This is a genomic window from Castellaniella sp. GW247-6E4, from assembly GCF_040276065.1.
In the GTDB taxonomy this organism is placed as follows: Bacteria; Pseudomonadota; Gammaproteobacteria; order Burkholderiales; family Burkholderiaceae_B; genus Castellaniella.
The window spans coordinates 14,669-30,059 of sequence record NZ_JBELOI010000015.1; the positions used below are offsets into that span (position 1 = coordinate 14,669).

14 protein-coding genes and 1 pseudogene are annotated in these 15,391 nt (G+C 64.6%); 3 read left to right on the plus strand and 12 right to left on the minus strand.

Annotated elements, in window-relative coordinates:
* Positions 1-3 precede the first annotated feature (3 nt).
* Positions 4-912: pseudogene (locus tag ABS761_RS15680) on the minus strand (ketopantoate reductase family protein); the annotation flags it as partial.
* Between the two features lie 124 nt (positions 913-1,036).
* On the opposite strand from ABS761_RS15680, the gene ABS761_RS15685 reads away from it, so the two are divergent.
* Both ABS761_RS15685 and ABS761_RS15690 read left to right on the plus strand, forming a co-directional pair.
* A complete protein-coding gene (locus tag ABS761_RS15685; RefSeq protein ID WP_350409291.1) occupies positions 1,037-1,963 on the plus strand; it encodes a LysR family transcriptional regulator in 927 nt (308 codons plus the stop codon).
* A 4-nt stretch (positions 1,964-1,967) separates the two neighbouring features.
* The gene (locus tag ABS761_RS15690) at positions 1,968-2,609 is read left to right on the plus strand and encodes a TetR family transcriptional regulator (protein WP_350409292.1); all 642 of its coding nucleotides are present in this window, start codon (positions 1,968-1,970) and stop codon (positions 2,607-2,609) included.
* Positions 2,610-2,624: 15 nt separating this feature from the next.
* Here the strand turns inward: ABS761_RS15690 and ABS761_RS15695 are convergent, their stop codons facing one another.
* The 10 genes from ABS761_RS15695 to aroE all read right to left on the minus strand — a co-directional run bounded on the left by ABS761_RS15695 (position 2,625) and on the right by aroE (position 12,941).
* Complete coding sequence (locus ABS761_RS15695; RefSeq protein WP_350409293.1) at positions 2,625-3,371, minus strand: ABC transporter ATP-binding protein; 747 nt, start codon at positions 3,369-3,371, stop codon at positions 2,625-2,627.
* Between the two features lie 5 nt (positions 3,372-3,376).
* Positions 3,377-4,120: an ABC transporter ATP-binding protein gene (locus tag ABS761_RS15700; RefSeq protein WP_350409294.1), complete on the minus strand. Its 744-nt coding sequence runs from the start codon at positions 4,118-4,120 to the stop codon at positions 3,377-3,379.
* On the minus strand, positions 4,117-5,103 hold the full coding sequence (locus ABS761_RS15705; RefSeq protein WP_350409295.1) for a branched-chain amino acid ABC transporter permease: 987 nt from the start codon (positions 5,101-5,103) through the stop codon (positions 4,117-4,119). Before ABS761_RS15705 ends, ABS761_RS15700 begins: the two co-directional genes overlap by 4 nt.
* A gap of 10 nt (positions 5,104-5,113) precedes the next feature.
* A complete protein-coding gene (locus ABS761_RS15710) occupies positions 5,114-5,989 on the minus strand; it encodes a branched-chain amino acid ABC transporter permease (RefSeq protein WP_350409297.1) in 876 nt (291 codons plus the stop codon).
* Between the two features lie 124 nt (positions 5,990-6,113).
* Complete coding sequence (locus ABS761_RS15715) at positions 6,114-7,277, minus strand: ABC transporter substrate-binding protein (protein WP_350409298.1); 1,164 nt, start codon at positions 7,275-7,277, stop codon at positions 6,114-6,116.
* Between the two features lie 47 nt (positions 7,278-7,324).
* Positions 7,325-9,085 carry a thiamine pyrophosphate-binding protein gene (locus tag ABS761_RS15720; protein ID WP_350409300.1) on the minus strand — a complete coding sequence of 587 codons (1,761 nt, stop codon included), beginning with the start codon at positions 9,083-9,085 and terminating at the stop codon, positions 7,325-7,327.
* A gap of 15 nt (positions 9,086-9,100) precedes the next feature.
* A complete protein-coding gene (locus ABS761_RS15725; protein WP_350409301.1) occupies positions 9,101-9,940 on the minus strand; it encodes a citryl-CoA lyase in 840 nt (279 codons plus the stop codon).
* Positions 9,941-9,942: 2 nt separating this feature from the next.
* Entirely contained in the window at positions 9,943-11,145 is a 1,203-nt protein-coding gene (locus ABS761_RS15730; RefSeq protein WP_350409302.1) for a CaiB/BaiF CoA transferase family protein, read from the minus strand.
* 65 nt (positions 11,146-11,210) lie between these two features.
* Positions 11,211-12,116: a DMT family transporter gene (locus ABS761_RS15735; RefSeq protein ID WP_350409303.1), complete on the minus strand. Its 906-nt coding sequence runs from the start codon at positions 12,114-12,116 to the stop codon at positions 11,211-11,213.
* Positions 12,117-12,131: 15 nt separating this feature from the next.
* Positions 12,132-12,941, minus strand: coding sequence for a shikimate dehydrogenase (gene aroE / locus ABS761_RS15740; RefSeq protein WP_350409304.1), 810 nt, complete (start codon positions 12,939-12,941; stop codon positions 12,132-12,134).
* A gap of 164 nt (positions 12,942-13,105) precedes the next feature.
* Here aroE and ABS761_RS15745 point away from each other — a divergent pair, with 164 nt between their 5' ends.
* Positions 13,106-13,909, plus strand: a complete 804-nt coding sequence (locus tag ABS761_RS15745; RefSeq protein ID WP_350409305.1) for a sugar phosphate isomerase/epimerase family protein — start codon at positions 13,106-13,108, stop codon at positions 13,907-13,909.
* Positions 13,910-14,014: 105 nt separating this feature from the next.
* Here the strand turns inward: ABS761_RS15745 and ABS761_RS15750 are convergent, their stop codons facing one another.
* Positions 14,015-15,184 (minus strand): acyl-CoA dehydrogenase family protein, encoded by a 1,170-nt coding sequence (locus ABS761_RS15750; protein ID WP_350409306.1) that lies wholly within the window; start codon positions 15,182-15,184, stop codon positions 14,015-14,017.
* Between the last annotated feature and the right edge of the window lie 207 nt (positions 15,185-15,391).

Consider the following 15,391-nt stretch of genomic DNA (forward strand, 5'->3'; position numbering starts at 1 on the left):
GCCCTCGATACCCTTGACGCAGGCGACCAGGGTGCTGTTGACCGGCGTGGCGATGCCGAGCTGCGCACCGCGCTCGACAACGGCGCCGTTGACGAAGTCGATCTCGGTGACACTACCCTTGTCCAGGCTCTGCAGCATCGAGGTGCGGAAATCCGCCGGCAGGCCGGCGCCGGCCTTGCGCCACGCCTCGAGCGGATCGCTGATGGACAAACGCACCCCGCCGGCGTGGGCGATCTCCATCGCCTCGCGCACCGCCGCCACGCCGACGGCCTCGAGGGGCGCGCACTCATACAGGGGGCCGTAGGGCATGCGCGAGATCGCCGTGACCGCGCCGGTGGCCACATTGATCAGCAGCTTGTCCCAGATTGTGCCCATGATGTTGTCGCTGACCTCGACCAGCATCCCGGCGCGCTCGAACTCGCGCGCGATCGCGCGCACCCGCTCGGTGACGCGCCCGTCGAGTTCGCCGATCACGGTTTCCTTGCCACGCACACCGTAGATGATGTGCCCCGGCCCGAGCAGGGTCCCGCCAACGTAGGTCTTGCCCGCCAGCACGCGGTCGCGGCCCACGTATTCGGCCAGGATGTCCTCGTGACCCAGGCCGTTCTGGAGGGACAGCACCAGCGTGTGGGGCGCCAGCAGCGGCCCGGCCTGATCCATGGCCTCGTGCGTATGGAACGACTTGACCAACAGAATGACCAGATCCACGGGCCCGATCTGTGCGGCCGTGGTCGCAGCCCGGATGCGCACCCGGCGTTCGCCGTCATGGTCGCGCAAGCGCAGCCCCTCGGCATTGATGGCATCGACGTGCGCCGCATTGCGATTGACCAAGGTCACCTCGGCACCGCCCTCGGCCAGGCCGGCGCCGATGGCGCACCCGAGGGCGCCCGCACCCAAAATACAAATCTTCATCCCACGTCCCCCGTCATCGATTACCTCGTGGCCTCTTTATTCTAGGCGGGCGGTAATCTAAATTAAATGCAATAATCCAAATGTCATCCATTGGGTATTTAAATACCTGCCGCCCACCCTCGACATGGAAGCCTTGCCCGAAACCAAGCTGCTGCGCCTGTTCGATGTGCTCTACACCGAAGGCAGCGTGACCGGCGCGGCCGAGCAGCTCGGCCTGAGCCAGCCCACCGTCAGCATCTGGCTCGCCCAATTGCGCGAGCAACTCGGCGACCCGCTGTTCGTGCGCACCTCCAAGGGCATGCAGCCCACGCCGCGCGCCCAGGCCCTGATCGGCATGGTGCGTGACGCCCTGGACGCCTTGCGCCAGATCGGCGGCGCGGCGCCCGCCTTCGACCCCGCGCACTCGGACCGGCGGTTCTGCGTGGCCATGACCGACGCCAGCCACGTGAACCTGCTGCCGCAGCTCCTGGGCCACTTGCGCCAGTCCGCGCCCTCGATCGGCTTCAGGGCCGGGATCATCGACGTCACGCTGGCCGAACGTCTGCAGTCGGGCGCGGTGGATCTGGCCCTGGGCCTGATCCCCGAGCTGGGCGCGGGCTTTTACCAACAGACGCTGTTCACCCAGGACTGGGTCTGCCTCGCCCGGGCCGATCATCCCCGCATCGGCGCGCGCCTGACCCTCTCGGCGTATCGGCGCGAAGGCCACATCGAAATCGTGTCCGGCACTGGCCATCATCTGCTCGAGAACGCCCTGCGGCACGCGCGGGTCACGCGGCCCGTCGTGCTGGAATTGCCCGGTTTCCTGGGACTGTCGGCGGTGCTCGAGACCAGTGATCTGCTCGTTACCGTCCCGCGCCAGACAGGCGAAACCCTGGCCAGCCGGGGCACGCTGCGCCTGCACCCCTGTCCATTCCCCATCCCGCCGTTCACCGTGAAACAGCATTGGCACACCCGATTCCACCAGGACCCCGGCAACCGCTGGTTGCGCCACGCCTGCATGGCTTTGTTCGGGACCACGCCCGCGGCGCGCCTACAACCTTCCCCCGCCTGACGACATGACCCCAAAAAAGACCACCCGCAGTCGCAGCAACGACCCGGCGGCCACCCGCCGCAATATCCTCGAGGTGGCCATCCGCGAGTTCGCGAAGAAAGGCCTCGCGGGTGCGCGCATCGACGAGATCGCGGCGCAGACCTCGGCCAGCAAGCGGATGATCTACTACTACTTCAAGGGCAAGCAGGGCCTGTACCTGGCGGCCCTCGAGGAGTCCTATCGCAATATCCGCCACATCGAGGGCACCCTGCGCCTCGAGAGCCTGCCACCCGACGAGGCCGTGCGCACGCTGGTGGGTTTCACCTTCGACTACCAGTCCCACAATCCCGATTTCGTGCGCCTGGTGATGAACGAAAACATGCACCACGGGCGCTACCTCGCGCAATCCGCCTCGATCAAGGACCTGAACATCCCGGCGATCAACGGCATCCGCGAGATCTATGCCCGGGGCTGCGAACAAGGCCTGTTTCGCCCCGGCCTGGACCCGATCGACCTCCACGCCTCGATCAGCGCGCTGTGCTTCTTTCACGTCTCGAACCAGCATACGTTCTCGCTGATCTTCAAGCGGGACGTGATGGCGCCCGCAGCCTACGCACAGCGCCGGCACAACGTCATCGAGCTGGTCCTGCGCTATATGCTGGCCTGAGGGCGCCCGCCACGGTCACACGGCGTCCGAGGGCTCCTCGTCCGGCAGGCCGGCGCCGAGGAACAGCCGCTCGATATTGGGATCAAGCAGCAGTTCGGCGGCGGGCTTGTGCAGCACGCAGGTGCCCGAGGACAGCGCGATGGCATCGTCCGAGACCTTGAGCGCGCTGTTGACGTTCTGCTCGACCATCAGCACCGTCATCCCTTGCGAGACGAGCTGGCGCAGCAGCTCGAACACACCCGCCACGATCTGCGGCGACAGACCGATGGACGGCTCGTCAATCAACAGCACACTGGGGCGCAGCAGCAGCGCGCGCCCGATCTCGAGCTGCTTTTGCTCACCGCCCGACAAGGTCGATGCCTGTGAGTGCAGCCGCTCTTTCAGCCGCGGGAAACGGTCCAGCACCTCGGGGATGCGCTCGTGCGTGGTCTTCATCCCCAGCGTGATTCCGCCCAGCTCCAGGTTCTGGTAGACCGTGAGCTGGCCAAACAGGTTGCGGCCCTGCGGCACGAACGCAATGCCCTGGGCCAGCAGCTCTCGCGCGCTGGTATTGGTGATGTCTTGTCCGTGCAGCAGCACCTTGCCCTGGCGCACCTTGAGCAGGCCGAACAGGGTCTTGAGCACCGTGGACTTGCCCGCCCCATTGGGGCCGAGCAACAGCGTGATGGCGGCCTTGCGGGCCTGGAAGGACAGTTCATTGAGAATCATGAAGTCCTTGTAGCCGGCCACGACCCCCTGGAATTCGATTGCGATATCCGTCATTGCGCTCAGCTCCCCAGATAGGCCTCGAGTACGCGCTTGTTGGCGCGCACCTCGGCGGGCGTGCCCACCATCATCACCTCGCCCTCGACCATCACCATGATCCGATGACACAGGTCCATCACGAAGTCCATATTGTGCTCGATCACCACGAACGAGCCCTGGCGCTGCTGGTTGAGCTCCTTGAGCATCCGCGAAATGCCGGCCACCAGCCGCGGATTGACCCCGGCGCAGGGCTCGTCGAGCAGCACCAGCGCCGGTTCGCTCATGAACGCCATGGCGATGTCGACGAGCTTCTGCTGGCCATAGGACAGTGAGCCCGCCGGCTTGTGCTTGACGTGGGCGATATTGAACAGATCGATGAGTGAGTCGGCCCTGCCGCCCAGCCCCGAATCCGTCGGCGCGAACAGGCGCCGCAGCATAGTGCTCTTGTGCTCCTGCGCCGCGACGATCAGGTTGTCGCGCACCGTCATATTGCCAAACACCTGCAGGGTCTGGAACGTACGCCCCACGCCCTGCATGCTGAGCTGCTGCGGATTCAGGTCGGTGATGTCCTTGCCGTTGAGGAAGATCTGGCCGTCATCCGGCCGGATCTGCCCCAGCATGCTGTTGAACATGGTGGTCTTGCCCGAGCCGTTGGGCCCGATCACCCCGAAGATTTCACCGGGCATGACTTCGAAAGACACGTCGCGCACCGCCTGGATGGCGCCGTAGGATTTCTTGAGCCCCTTGACGCTCAGTATCGGATTCATGCACCTCTCCTTGCCTGAGCGGCCGCCGTGATGCGCGCCGCCTCATGCGCCTTGGCTTCGCGGCGGGCGATCAGCGCCTGGCGCAGCGACAGCAGCCCGCCCGGCAGCCAGACCATCAAACCCACGATCACCGCGCCGAACAGCAACAGATACCAGCCCTCGGTGAAGCGCAACCACTCGGGCGCGAACACACCGATGAAGGAACCCAGCACCGGTCCCAGCAGATAGCCCGGCCCGCCGAGAATCACCATCAGGAACATCAGGATGGAAATCTGCACGTCGAACGGCGCTGGATCGATGAATTGCACCAGCGAGGCGAACAGCGAGCCGGCCACCCCCGCATAGACCCCGCCGATGGCGAAGGCCAGCAGCGTGTAGCGCTGGATGTTGACCCCCAGGCTCTCGGCCCGGATCGGGTTGTCGCGCAGGGCCGTGAAGGCCTTGCCCCAAGGCGAATGGATCAACCACCACAGCAGCAGGAACGCGATCAGGGCAAAGGCCAGCACAAAGTAGTAATACGGAATCGCCCCCTTGAAGACATAGCCGAATAAGCTCGGCCGCGCGATGCCGGATATCCCGAAGGTGCCGCCGGTGAGCCATTCCTCGTTCTTGAGGATGAGCACGATGATCTCGTTCAAGCCGAGGGTGGCGAAGGCCAGGTAGTGCATCTGCACGCGCAGGGCCGGAAAGCCCACCAGCAGTCCGAGCACGAAACACAGCACCATGCCCACCACCATGGCCGCCCAGAAATCGACGCCCGCCTGCATCAGGATAGCCGACGTATAGGCACCGATGCCGAAGAAGGAGGCATGGCCCAGGGCCTTCAGGCCGGCATAGCCAACGATGAGGTTCAGGCCGAAGTTGGCGATGACGTAGACCAGCCAGTACGTCAGCAGGTAGACGCCGTAGGTCTTGAAAAAGTGCGGCGCGACGATCAGCGCCACGATGCTCAGAATGCCCAGAATCCAGTTGAGTTTCTTCATGATCGTCCCCTCAGACCTTGCGCTCGGTGGGCGCGCCCAGCAGGCCATTGGGCTTGAACAGGATCACCAGCATGAACAGCCCCAGCGCGGCGCCGTCCTTGTAGGCCGAGGACACATAGGCCCCGATCAGGTTCTCGCTCACGCCGATGATGATGCCGCCCAGCAGGGCGCCGCGCGAATTGTTGAACCCGCCGATGATGGCTGCGAGAAACGCCTTCAGTCCCAGGGTGATGCCCATGTCGAACTTGGCCAGGTACAGCGGCGTGACCAGCAAGGCCGCCAGCGTGGCCAGCATGGCGTTGATCGCGAAGGTATAGAAGATCATCCGGTTGACCTTGATCCCGAGGACCTCGGCCGATTCGGTGTTCTGGGCCACCGCCTGCATGGCGCGGCCCGTGACCGTGCGCTGCAGGAAGGCCTGCAGGCCCACGACCACGATAAAGGTAACCAGCAGGGTGCCGAGATCGCCGGCCGAGACATTCACGCCGCCAAAGTTGAAGACCTCGTAGCCGAAAGCATTCTGGAACGGCAGCGCCTGCGCGCCAAAGGAAAGCTGCACGCCACTGCGCATGATCAGCGCCAAGCCGATCGTGGCCACGACTAGGGGCATGACGCCGTACTTGCGCATCGGATCGACGATGGTGCGCTTGAAGCCATAGCCCAGGACCGCGGTCGCCACGATAAGCGTGAGCGCGAAACTGAGCAGCAGCGGCAAGCCCAGCGCCTGGAAGGCCAGCATCGAGAAAGCCGGCAACATGACGAACTCGCCGGTGGCGAAGTTGATGGTGCCCGAGGCCTGCCACAGCAGGGTAAAGCCGAGCGCGGCCAAGGCGTAGATCGCCCCGGTGGCCATCCCGGAGATGATGAGTTGGAGTAAATCTATCATTTGGGCTTGCGCCTATGCTATTGACGGGCTGGCGTCCCGTCCTTGAATGGCCGCACCGGCGCTGCGCGCCGCTGCGGCTTGAATGCCCCCGGGGTCGAACCCGGGGGCGGCTACCAGGCGCCGGTTACTTCTTGCCCAGCGGCGGCAGGATCTCGATGACCTTCTGATGCCCGTTGACCACCTGCACCAGGAAGCTCTCGCGGTCGAGGTCGCCCTTGTCATCGATCGACACGTCCATCAGAACGCCCGGGTGGTCCTTGGTCGAGATATGGATGCCATGCAAGGCCTTGGTCACCAGTTCGCGATCGAACTTGCCAACCTTCTCGATGGCGGCCTTGAGGATGTAGATGCCCGTGTAGCCCTTGATGCCGTTGTGGTCGGACACATAGCCGTAGGCCTTCTGGAAGTCCGCGCCGTATTTCTTCATGCCTGGCAGGGGCGCATCCACGGTCAGGCCAACGTGGGCGATGGCGCCCTCGGCGGCGGGTCCGGCGAGATCGATGACCTTTTGACCCGTGAGCGTGGTCTCGCCGACGATGGGCTTATCCCAGCCCTGCTTTTTCAGTTCGCGCAGCAGGCGAGCCGATTCCTCCTCGTTGAGGTAGGCAAAGATCGCATCGGCGTTGCTTTGCTTGGCCTTGAGCACGGCCGAGCTGAAGTCCACCTGCCCGGTGCTGGTCGAGATGTCCTCGACGACCTTGACGTGGGTGCTCTTGAGCGCCTCGATGATGGCGTCGCGCCCACCCTTGCCAAAGTCGTTGTTCACGAAAATGACGGCGATGCTGTTGATGTCCTTGCGGCCGTCCAGATAGCGCGCGACCTTGGGCATGGCGTCGGCCTGGGTCAGGCTGGTGCGAAAGACGTAGGGATTGCCCTTTTGCGTGATGGACGCAGCCTCGCCGCCAATGAAGTTGGGCACCTTGGCCGCCTCGGTCGTGTCCATGCTGACCATGATCGAACCCGAAAACACGGGGCCGAACACGGCAAAGGCCTCATCATCGATCGCCTTTTGGGACAGGCCCTTGGCAATGCCCGGGTTGGTCTGGGTGTCGGCCGAGGTCGTGACGATCTGGCGACCCAGGATGCCGCCGGCGGCGTTGATTTCCTTGATGGCCAAGTCGGCGCCGTTCTTGAAGTTGGTGCCGGCGGTGGTGCCTGGCCCGGTGAGCTCGACGACCTCGGCGATCTTGACCGTGTCGGCGGCGAACGAGGGCGCGGACAAGCCGGCTATCGCAACGGCGAGGGCGCCCGCCAGGGCATACTTCTTGAACAGGGTGTGTGTCTTCATGCATGTCTCCTTGGATGAAGCCTGATGGCTGCTAAGTGGACGAACCGTCAATCTATGCTGACATGGGAAATCTTCGCACCGGGCGAATAGATGTCCAGGATGTTCCAGTGGCCCGACGTGGGGACCGGATTATTACGCATCAGGACATCGATGACGACCGGCTTTTTGCTGCTTATAGCACGTGCAAGCGCATCCTTGAACTCTGAAGCGCTCTCGATCCGGATGCCCTCTGCGCCATAAGCGCGGGCAATGGCGGCAAAGTCCGGGGTGTAGGGCTTGCCGTCCTTGACGAATACCGTTCCGAGCGTGGTGCCGTAGTGCGCCTTTTGCAGGCCCGCGATAGTGCCGAAGGCGCAGTTGTTCATCACCACCCAGACCACGGGAATGTTCTCTTCGACCGCGGTCGCCAGCAGGGCCGGGTTCTGGCCGAATCCGCCATCACCCACCAAGGACACCACCACGCGGTCGGGGCAGGCGAGCTTGGCGCCCAGCGCGCCGGGCGCGCCGAAGCCCATGGTGGCGTAGCCACCCGGTGTGAGGATGCTGCCCGGCTCGTAGACGGGAAACTGCTGGCCCACGCCGTTCTTGTTCCAACCCACATCGGTGGTGATGATCGCATCGCGCGGCAGGACCTCGCGCACCTCGGCCAGGATGCGCTCGGGCATCATGGGGTAACTGTCGCTGCGGATGGCCTCGACGTTGCTGGCCGAAAACTCGCGGCGGTAATCGGCGATGCGCTGGCGCAGGGCCTCGTTGGGACGCGGCTCGGGCAGCATCTCGCGCGCCACCCGGTTGAGGACCTTGAGGGCCTGGTGCAGATCGGCGACCGCGCCGATCTGGGCGGGATAGTTGCGGCCGATCTCGGCCGGATCGATATCGATGTGGATCAGGCGGGTCGGCGGAAAACTGAAGGTGTACTCGTTTTCCCAGGAACTGCAATCCGCCTCGGTGAAGCGCGTGCCCAGGCCCAGCACCAAATCGGCCTCGCGGCAGGTGTCGTTGACGAACTGCGTGCCCCAGAAACCAGTCATGCCCAGGGTCAGGGGATGGTCATCGGGCAGCACCCCCTTGCCCATCAGCGAATGGGCGACCGGCAGGCCGAGGTGCTCGGCCAGATCGGCCAATTCACGCGCCGCGTCGGCCAGGATCACGCCGCCGCCGGCATAGATCACGGGCCGCTCGGCATCGATCAGTTCCTGGACGATCCGCCGCGCGAGCGTGTCGTCGATCGAGGGCTTTTCCAGTTGCTTGGTGTGGGCCCGCAGACGCTCGAACAGAGCCGTGTCGACCTTCATTGAGAAGATGTCCATCGGCACGGACACCAGCACCGGGCCCGGCCGGCCGCTTTCAGCGAGCTGGAAGGCCTTTTCCAGAATCTCGGGGAACAGGTCGGGGCGATCCACGCGCCAGGCGCGCTTGACGAAGGGGCGATAGATCTCCCACTGCGCCGCATCGGCGTGCAGGTTGATCTCTTGGTGGGGATGCTTGCCATGATAGTGGCTGGGCACGTCGCCCGCGATCACCACGACCGGGATTGAATCCAGGGCGGCGTTGGCAATGCCGGTGGACGCATTGGTCAGGCCGGGCCCGAGGTGGCTCAGGACCACGGCGGCCTTGCGGCGCATGCGCGCGTAGCCATCGGCCGCGTGCGCCGCGATCTGCTCGTGGCGCGAATTGATGAAGCGGATCGAGCTGCCCTCCAGCTCGGTCAGAACGGCGATGTTGGTGTGGCCGCACAGCCCGAAGATGTGCTCGACGCCGCGTTCTTCGAGGTAACGGACCAATTGGTGCGCGATCAACTCTTGCATGATGTCTCCATTCGCTTACTTGACGGTACCGGTTTTCGGGCCGGTATAGGCATAGGGGATGCTGGGGGGCATGGGACCCTTGATGCGACGGCCCTCCTGCATCTGCTCCCAGGCATGGGCGAGGATGCCGACCGAACGCGACAGGAGGAAAATCCCCCGGCCCAGTTCAGGGGCAAAACCGAGTTCAGAATAGATGACGGCGGTTGCGCCATCAATATTCATGGGAATATGGCGCCCCTTTTCACGCTCCAGGACGACCTCGATCCTACGGCCGATGGCGGCGAACTCGCCCGTCACCACGCCAGTGGCCACGGCCTCGTCGACCAGGGCCAGCAGGCGGGTCGCCCGCGGGTCGCGGGGGTGGAAACGGTGACCGAAGCCGGGCACGATTTTGCCGTGCTCGGCGCGATAGGCGTCCAGGGCCTGCTGGATCGGATCACCGGTGCCCTGCCCAGTGCGCGCCCGGCAATCCCGATAGAGCGTCATGCACTGCTGGCCGGCGCCCCCATGGATGTCGCCCAGCACGTTGACCGCCGAGCCCACGGCCCCGTTCAGATCCACGCCGCAGCTGATCGCCATCCGCGAGATCGCGATCGACGGGGCATGCGGACCGTGGTCCACAGCGGACACCAGGGCGGCCTCGAACAGGCGGGCCTGCGCCTCGTCGGGCAATGTGCCACGCAGCATCAACCAGATCATCTGGGCAAAGCTGATCCTGCCGATCAAATCCTGGATCGGATAACCCCGGATGCCGATCTTGCCCGGCTCGATGTCGATGATGCTGGTGGACCACCAGCGGCTGGCCTCATCGATCCGCTCGTCGGCCGCCGCGCCTTGCGCAGTCTGTGTCGTCATATCTAGATCACCTGATTGTCGCGCATGGCGCGAATCTCGTCCGTCGAATATCCAAGCTCATCGAGGATCGGATCGGTGTCCGCCCCGAGGACCGGAGGCGGCGTGGCCACATCCGGATTGCCGCCCGCCATCTTGAAGCCGGCACGCACCACCTCGATGGGGCGGTCCAGTCCGGGCACCTCGTCAAAGCGCGCCAGCAGTTCGCGTCCGCGCACCTGCGGCAATTCCAGCGCCTCGGGCACGCTCAACACCCGCCCGGCGGGCACGCCAATGCCCGACAGAATGGCTTCCCAATCCTGCGCGGACTTGGCGGCCAGGGCCTGTTCGAGCTCGGCGGTGAGCGCGGCCCGGTTCTGCTTGCGCTGCTCGCGGCGCGAAAAGCGCTCGTCCTCAACCAGCTCGGGCCGCCCGACGACACGCATCAGGGCTTCGAACTGCTCCTGCTTGTTGGCGGCGATGTTGAGCAGGCCGTCGCCCGTGCGGAACGTGCCCGACGGCACCGCAGTGAAGTTTTCGTTGCCCATGGGCTTGGGCAGGACATCGGCGATCAGGTAGTTGGAGACCACCCAACCCATGGTCACAATGGTGGAATCCAGCATGGAGACGTCGATGAAATCGCCCTGGCCGGTGCGTTGCTGGCGCACCAGGGCACTGGCGACGGCGAAGGCCGCCGTGATGCCGCCGATGGTGTCCGCCATGGGATAACCGACGCGCAGGGGCGCCGAGTCCTCGGATCCGGTGATGCTCATCACCCCCGACAGGCCCTGGACGATCTGGTCATAGGCGGGCGCACCGCGCATCGGGCCATCCTGGCCGAATCCGGAGATCGCGCAATACACCAGGCGCGGATTCGCGGCTTTCAGCACCTCGTAGCCCACATTCAGGCGATCCATGACCCCGGGGCGGAAATTCTCGATCAGCACGTCGGCGCTGCGCACCAGGCGCAGCAGCACCTCGCGCCCCGCGTCGGACTTCAGGTTCAGCGTCATCGAGCGCTTGCCACCGTTCTGGGCGAGAAACGAGGCCCCCATCCCGGCAGCGTTCAACGAGGAATCGGCGCCGAGCTGGCGCGCGAGGTCGCCGGTGCGGGGAACCTCGACCTTGATCACATCGGCCCCCAGCAAAGCGAGCTGATATGCGCAAAACGGGCCGGCCAGGACGTTCGTCAAGTCCAGTACACGGATACCCTCGAAGGCCTTCGTCATTGCATTCCTCTGGTCACGATCGATTAGCGCTGCGCTATCGAGCGTACTTTAGAACACAATTCTATTCAACGCAACCGCTTTCTGGAATGAAATTTTGACGACCCATATTGCAAGAGGCGCCGCACCGAGATCATCAGGCCTCCCGTGGCGATGACCAGGATCCCGATCCAGGACACGGCGTCGGGAAGCGTGCCGAAAATCATCCAGCTCAGGGCGGCGACGAACACGAGCTGGAAATAACTGTAGGGCCCCAGGGCAGCGGCCGGGGAATACGACAGCGCCTTGGTGATCACCAAATGGCCGACGGCGGCAATGCAGCCCGACCCTCCGACCAGCAGCAAATCGGTCCAGAGCATGGGCATCCACACGGCGGGCATGACCGGCAGGAGCAGCGCCGTGCCCACCATGCCGGTATACAGATTGCTGGTCACAGGATGCTCGGAGCTGCGCGTCGAGCGGGTCACGATCTGGTAGAGGGCATTGCACACGGCCGCCCCCACGGGAAACAGGATTGCCCAGGTGAGCAGGCCGCCGCCGGGCCGCGCGATGATGAGCACCCCGGCGAACCCGCAGCACACGGCCACCCAATCCATGCGCCGGGCCTTTTCCTTGAGCAGGGCCCCCGAGAGCAGCGTAACGATCAGCGGCGCGAGAAACAGGATTGCCGACGTCTCGGTCAGCGGCAGCCGCGCGAAACCGTTGATCACCAGGATGCTGGCGCTGAACAGGCACAGGCCCCGCAGCAGTTGCAGCGGATAGCTGTGGGCATGGAACAGGCTCCAGCCCATGCGCGGGGCAAAGACGAGGGCGAGCAATAAGGTCTGCGCCGCATAGCGCCCCCAGACGATCTGGGTCAGGGGGTAGAACGCGGCGAGGTATTTGGTCGCGGAATCCAGCATGGCGAAACAAAGGCCGGCCAGGCACATGAGCACCGGCCCCAGCCAGGGCCGCGCGTCGCCTTGTATGTCCATTATCCGCCCGGCACCCTACCTCAGCATCGCCATGACCGGTTCGACCTCGGGTTGCCGGCCATGCCATAGACGGTAGGACTCGGCCGCCTGGCCGACCAGCATGCCCAGGCCGTCCGATACCCGGCCGGCCCCCAGTTCGCGCGCGTCGGCCATGAACGCCGTGTCGCCCTTGCCGTAGACGAGGTCATAGGCGAGCGAGCCGGGTGCGAACACGCCGCTGGCCAGCGGCAGGTGGGCGCCGCTGAGGCTGGCCGAGGTGGCGTTGATCACCACATCGAAGCGGCCGCCAGCGACCGCGCCCAGCGGGCCGGCCTCGATCTTGCCGGCCTGGCGCCGGTCGGCCAACAGATCATGGGCCTTGTGCTCGGTGCGATTGACCAGCAGCAGGTAATCCGGAGCGGCCTGCAAGAGGGGCAGCAGAATGCCGCGCGCGGCGCCGCCAGCCCCGATCACGAGCAGCCGTCGGCCCTCGAGGCTGACGCCCAGGCGATCCTGGATGTCGCTGACCAGGCCGATCCCGTCGGTGTTGTCGCCATAGACGCCATCGGGCCCGAACTTGAGGGTATTGATCGCCTGGGCCGCCTGCGCGCGGTCGGACAGGGTATCGGCGAATTCCAGAGCGGCGAGCTTGAACGGGGCGGTGACGTTCATGCCCTTGCCGCCCTCGGCGATGAACCGGCTGACGACCTCGGTAAAGGTGTCGTGTTCGGCAAGCAGTGCCTCATACCGCAAGTCATGCCCGAATTGCCGGGCGAAGGCGGTGTGCAGGATGGGAGATTTGGATTGTGCGATCGGATTGCCGATCACGGCGTAGCGGTCTGTCATGTCACGCTCCTGCGGGCGCGGAGAAAAGCTCTAAGGATACGGTGCGGCTATCTTAGAGTAAACCCGATCAACCCACAACGGGAACCTGATTTCGTTTTAATGTTGCGTGGTACAGAATTTAATTCTATATTAGTTGCAGAACTGCTACTTCAAGGAATTCCCCCATGGCCCTCCAGTTTTCGCTGGCGCATTTGACGGTGCTCACCTGCCCGCCGACAGAGATGATCCGCATCGCGCAGCGCACCGGCTACGACTTCGTCAGCTTGCGGCTGACCGCGGTCACCCCCACAGAACACGTCTTTGCCTTGCAAAACGACCGTGCGATGCTCAACGAGGTCAAAGCCCTGCTCGCCGACACCGGCGTCGGCGTGCTCGACATCGAGTTGGCGCGCATGCCCGCCGAGATCGAGCCCGAGACCTATGCCGCCGTGCTCGACACGGCGGCCGAGCTGGGTGCCCGGCACATCCTCACCCAACTGCCCGATCCCGACCGCGAACGCGCGGCCCAGCGCTTCGCCCGGCTGTGCGACATGGCCCGTCCGCTCGGCTTGACCGTGGACGTGGAATATCCGAGCTGGACCGAAACCCCGGACCTGCAGGCAGCGGTCGAGGTGGTGCGTGCGATCAACCGGCCCAACGCGGGCATCGTGATCGACACGCTGCACTTCAACCGCTCGCGCGACAGCATCAACGAGTTGCGCGCGTTGCCGCGCGAATGGTTCCATTACGCGCAAGTCTGCGACGCGCCGGCCGAGATTCCCGACACGGTCGAGGGCCTGATCCACGCGGCACGCAGCGAACGCTACGTGCCGGGCGAAGGCGGGATCGACATCCGCTCGATCCTGGACGCCATGCCGGCCCTGCCCTATTCCCTCGAAATCCCCAACGACGCCCAGCTCCAGGCCCTGGGCCACGAGGAATGGGCTCGCCGCTGCATCGACGGCGCACGCCGCTATCTGGCCGCCTGAGGTCACGCATGGCACCCCGCGTCGCGGGGGCACATGCAAAAGAGGCCCCGCCGATCAGCGGGGCCTCGGTTTTCCGGCGTCGGACAACAGGCCGACGCGCGTGACCTACACCGTCCCGTAGAGGATTTCACCATGCTTGCGCAGGCTGCGTGCGATCACGCTGCGATGAATTTCCGAGGTGCCATCGAAAATGCGGAAAATCCGCGCATCGCGATACAGGCGTTCAACGGGCAGGTCCGCGCAATAACCCATGCCGCCATAGACCTGAACCGCGCGATCGGCCACACGCCCCAGCATTTCCGAGGCGTAGACCTTGGCCATCGAAATCTTTTCGCGCGGATCCTTGCCGCTGTCGATGTCCGCGGCGGCGTCCCATACCATCCAGCGCGCCGCATTGATCTCGATGGCGCTGTCGGCAAGCATCTGCTGGATCATCTGGAAGTCGCCGATCGCCTGGCCGAACTGCTTGCGATCGTCGGCGTAGGACACCATCAGGTTCAGCAGGCGCGTCGCCTTGCCCACCGCCCGCGCGCAGACCTGGGCCAGGCGCACGCGGCCCAAGGTCCGCAGGATCTGGCCAAAGCCCGTGCCCTCATCGCCCAGCAGGCAGTCGGGGTCCAGGACCACATCGTCGAAATGCAGCTCGACGTGGCTGGTGCCGGTCAGGCCCATCATCTTTTGATTGCGCCCGACCACGAGCCCCGGTAGATTCTTGTCCACCAGGAACAGCGAGATCCCGCGCGAGCCCGCCTCGGGATCGGTGATCGCGGACACGACAAAGAAATCCGAAAACTCGCCGTCGCTGATGAAGTGCTTGTTGCCTCGCAGCACCCAGCCTTCGCCCTGGCGCACGGCACGGGTGCGGATCGCGGCGGCGTCCGAGCCGGCACCCGGCTCGGTGATCGCGATCGAGCAGGTGCGCTCGCCGCGCACCGCGGGCAAGAGCCAGCGCTCGCGCTGCGTTTCGTTGGCGCCCAGCAACACCTCATACACATTGCCGAAGGCGCGCCGGATCAGGATGTCCTTGGCGTGGCCGAACTGCTCCTCGACGAGCATGGTGTCCAGAGCCGAGAGGCCCCCGCCGCCAAACTCCTCGGGGATATTCATGGCATACATCCCATTGTCGCGGGATTTCTCGAACAAGGCGCGGGCGAGCGCCGGATCCAGGCTGCCGGTTTCCTCGATGCCCTCTTCGAGCGGCAGCAACTCCTGCTCGACGAATTTGCGGACAGCTTCAACCAGCATGACTTGCTCGGAGGACAGATTCAGATCCATAAGTGATTCTCGATGGGTGTGTCGAAGGAATGGCTCGCAAGGGTTGCCATGAAAGGATTTGTTCGATTTTAGAATCGAGTTCTAAAATAGTCAAAACGGAATGCCTTTCCAGGGGCATTATTTTTCACGGCGGCGAGCCGCAAGGCACAAAAAAACGCCCCTAAGGGCGTTTTCAACCGACTCTCGCGGCGCATGATGCGCCACCCG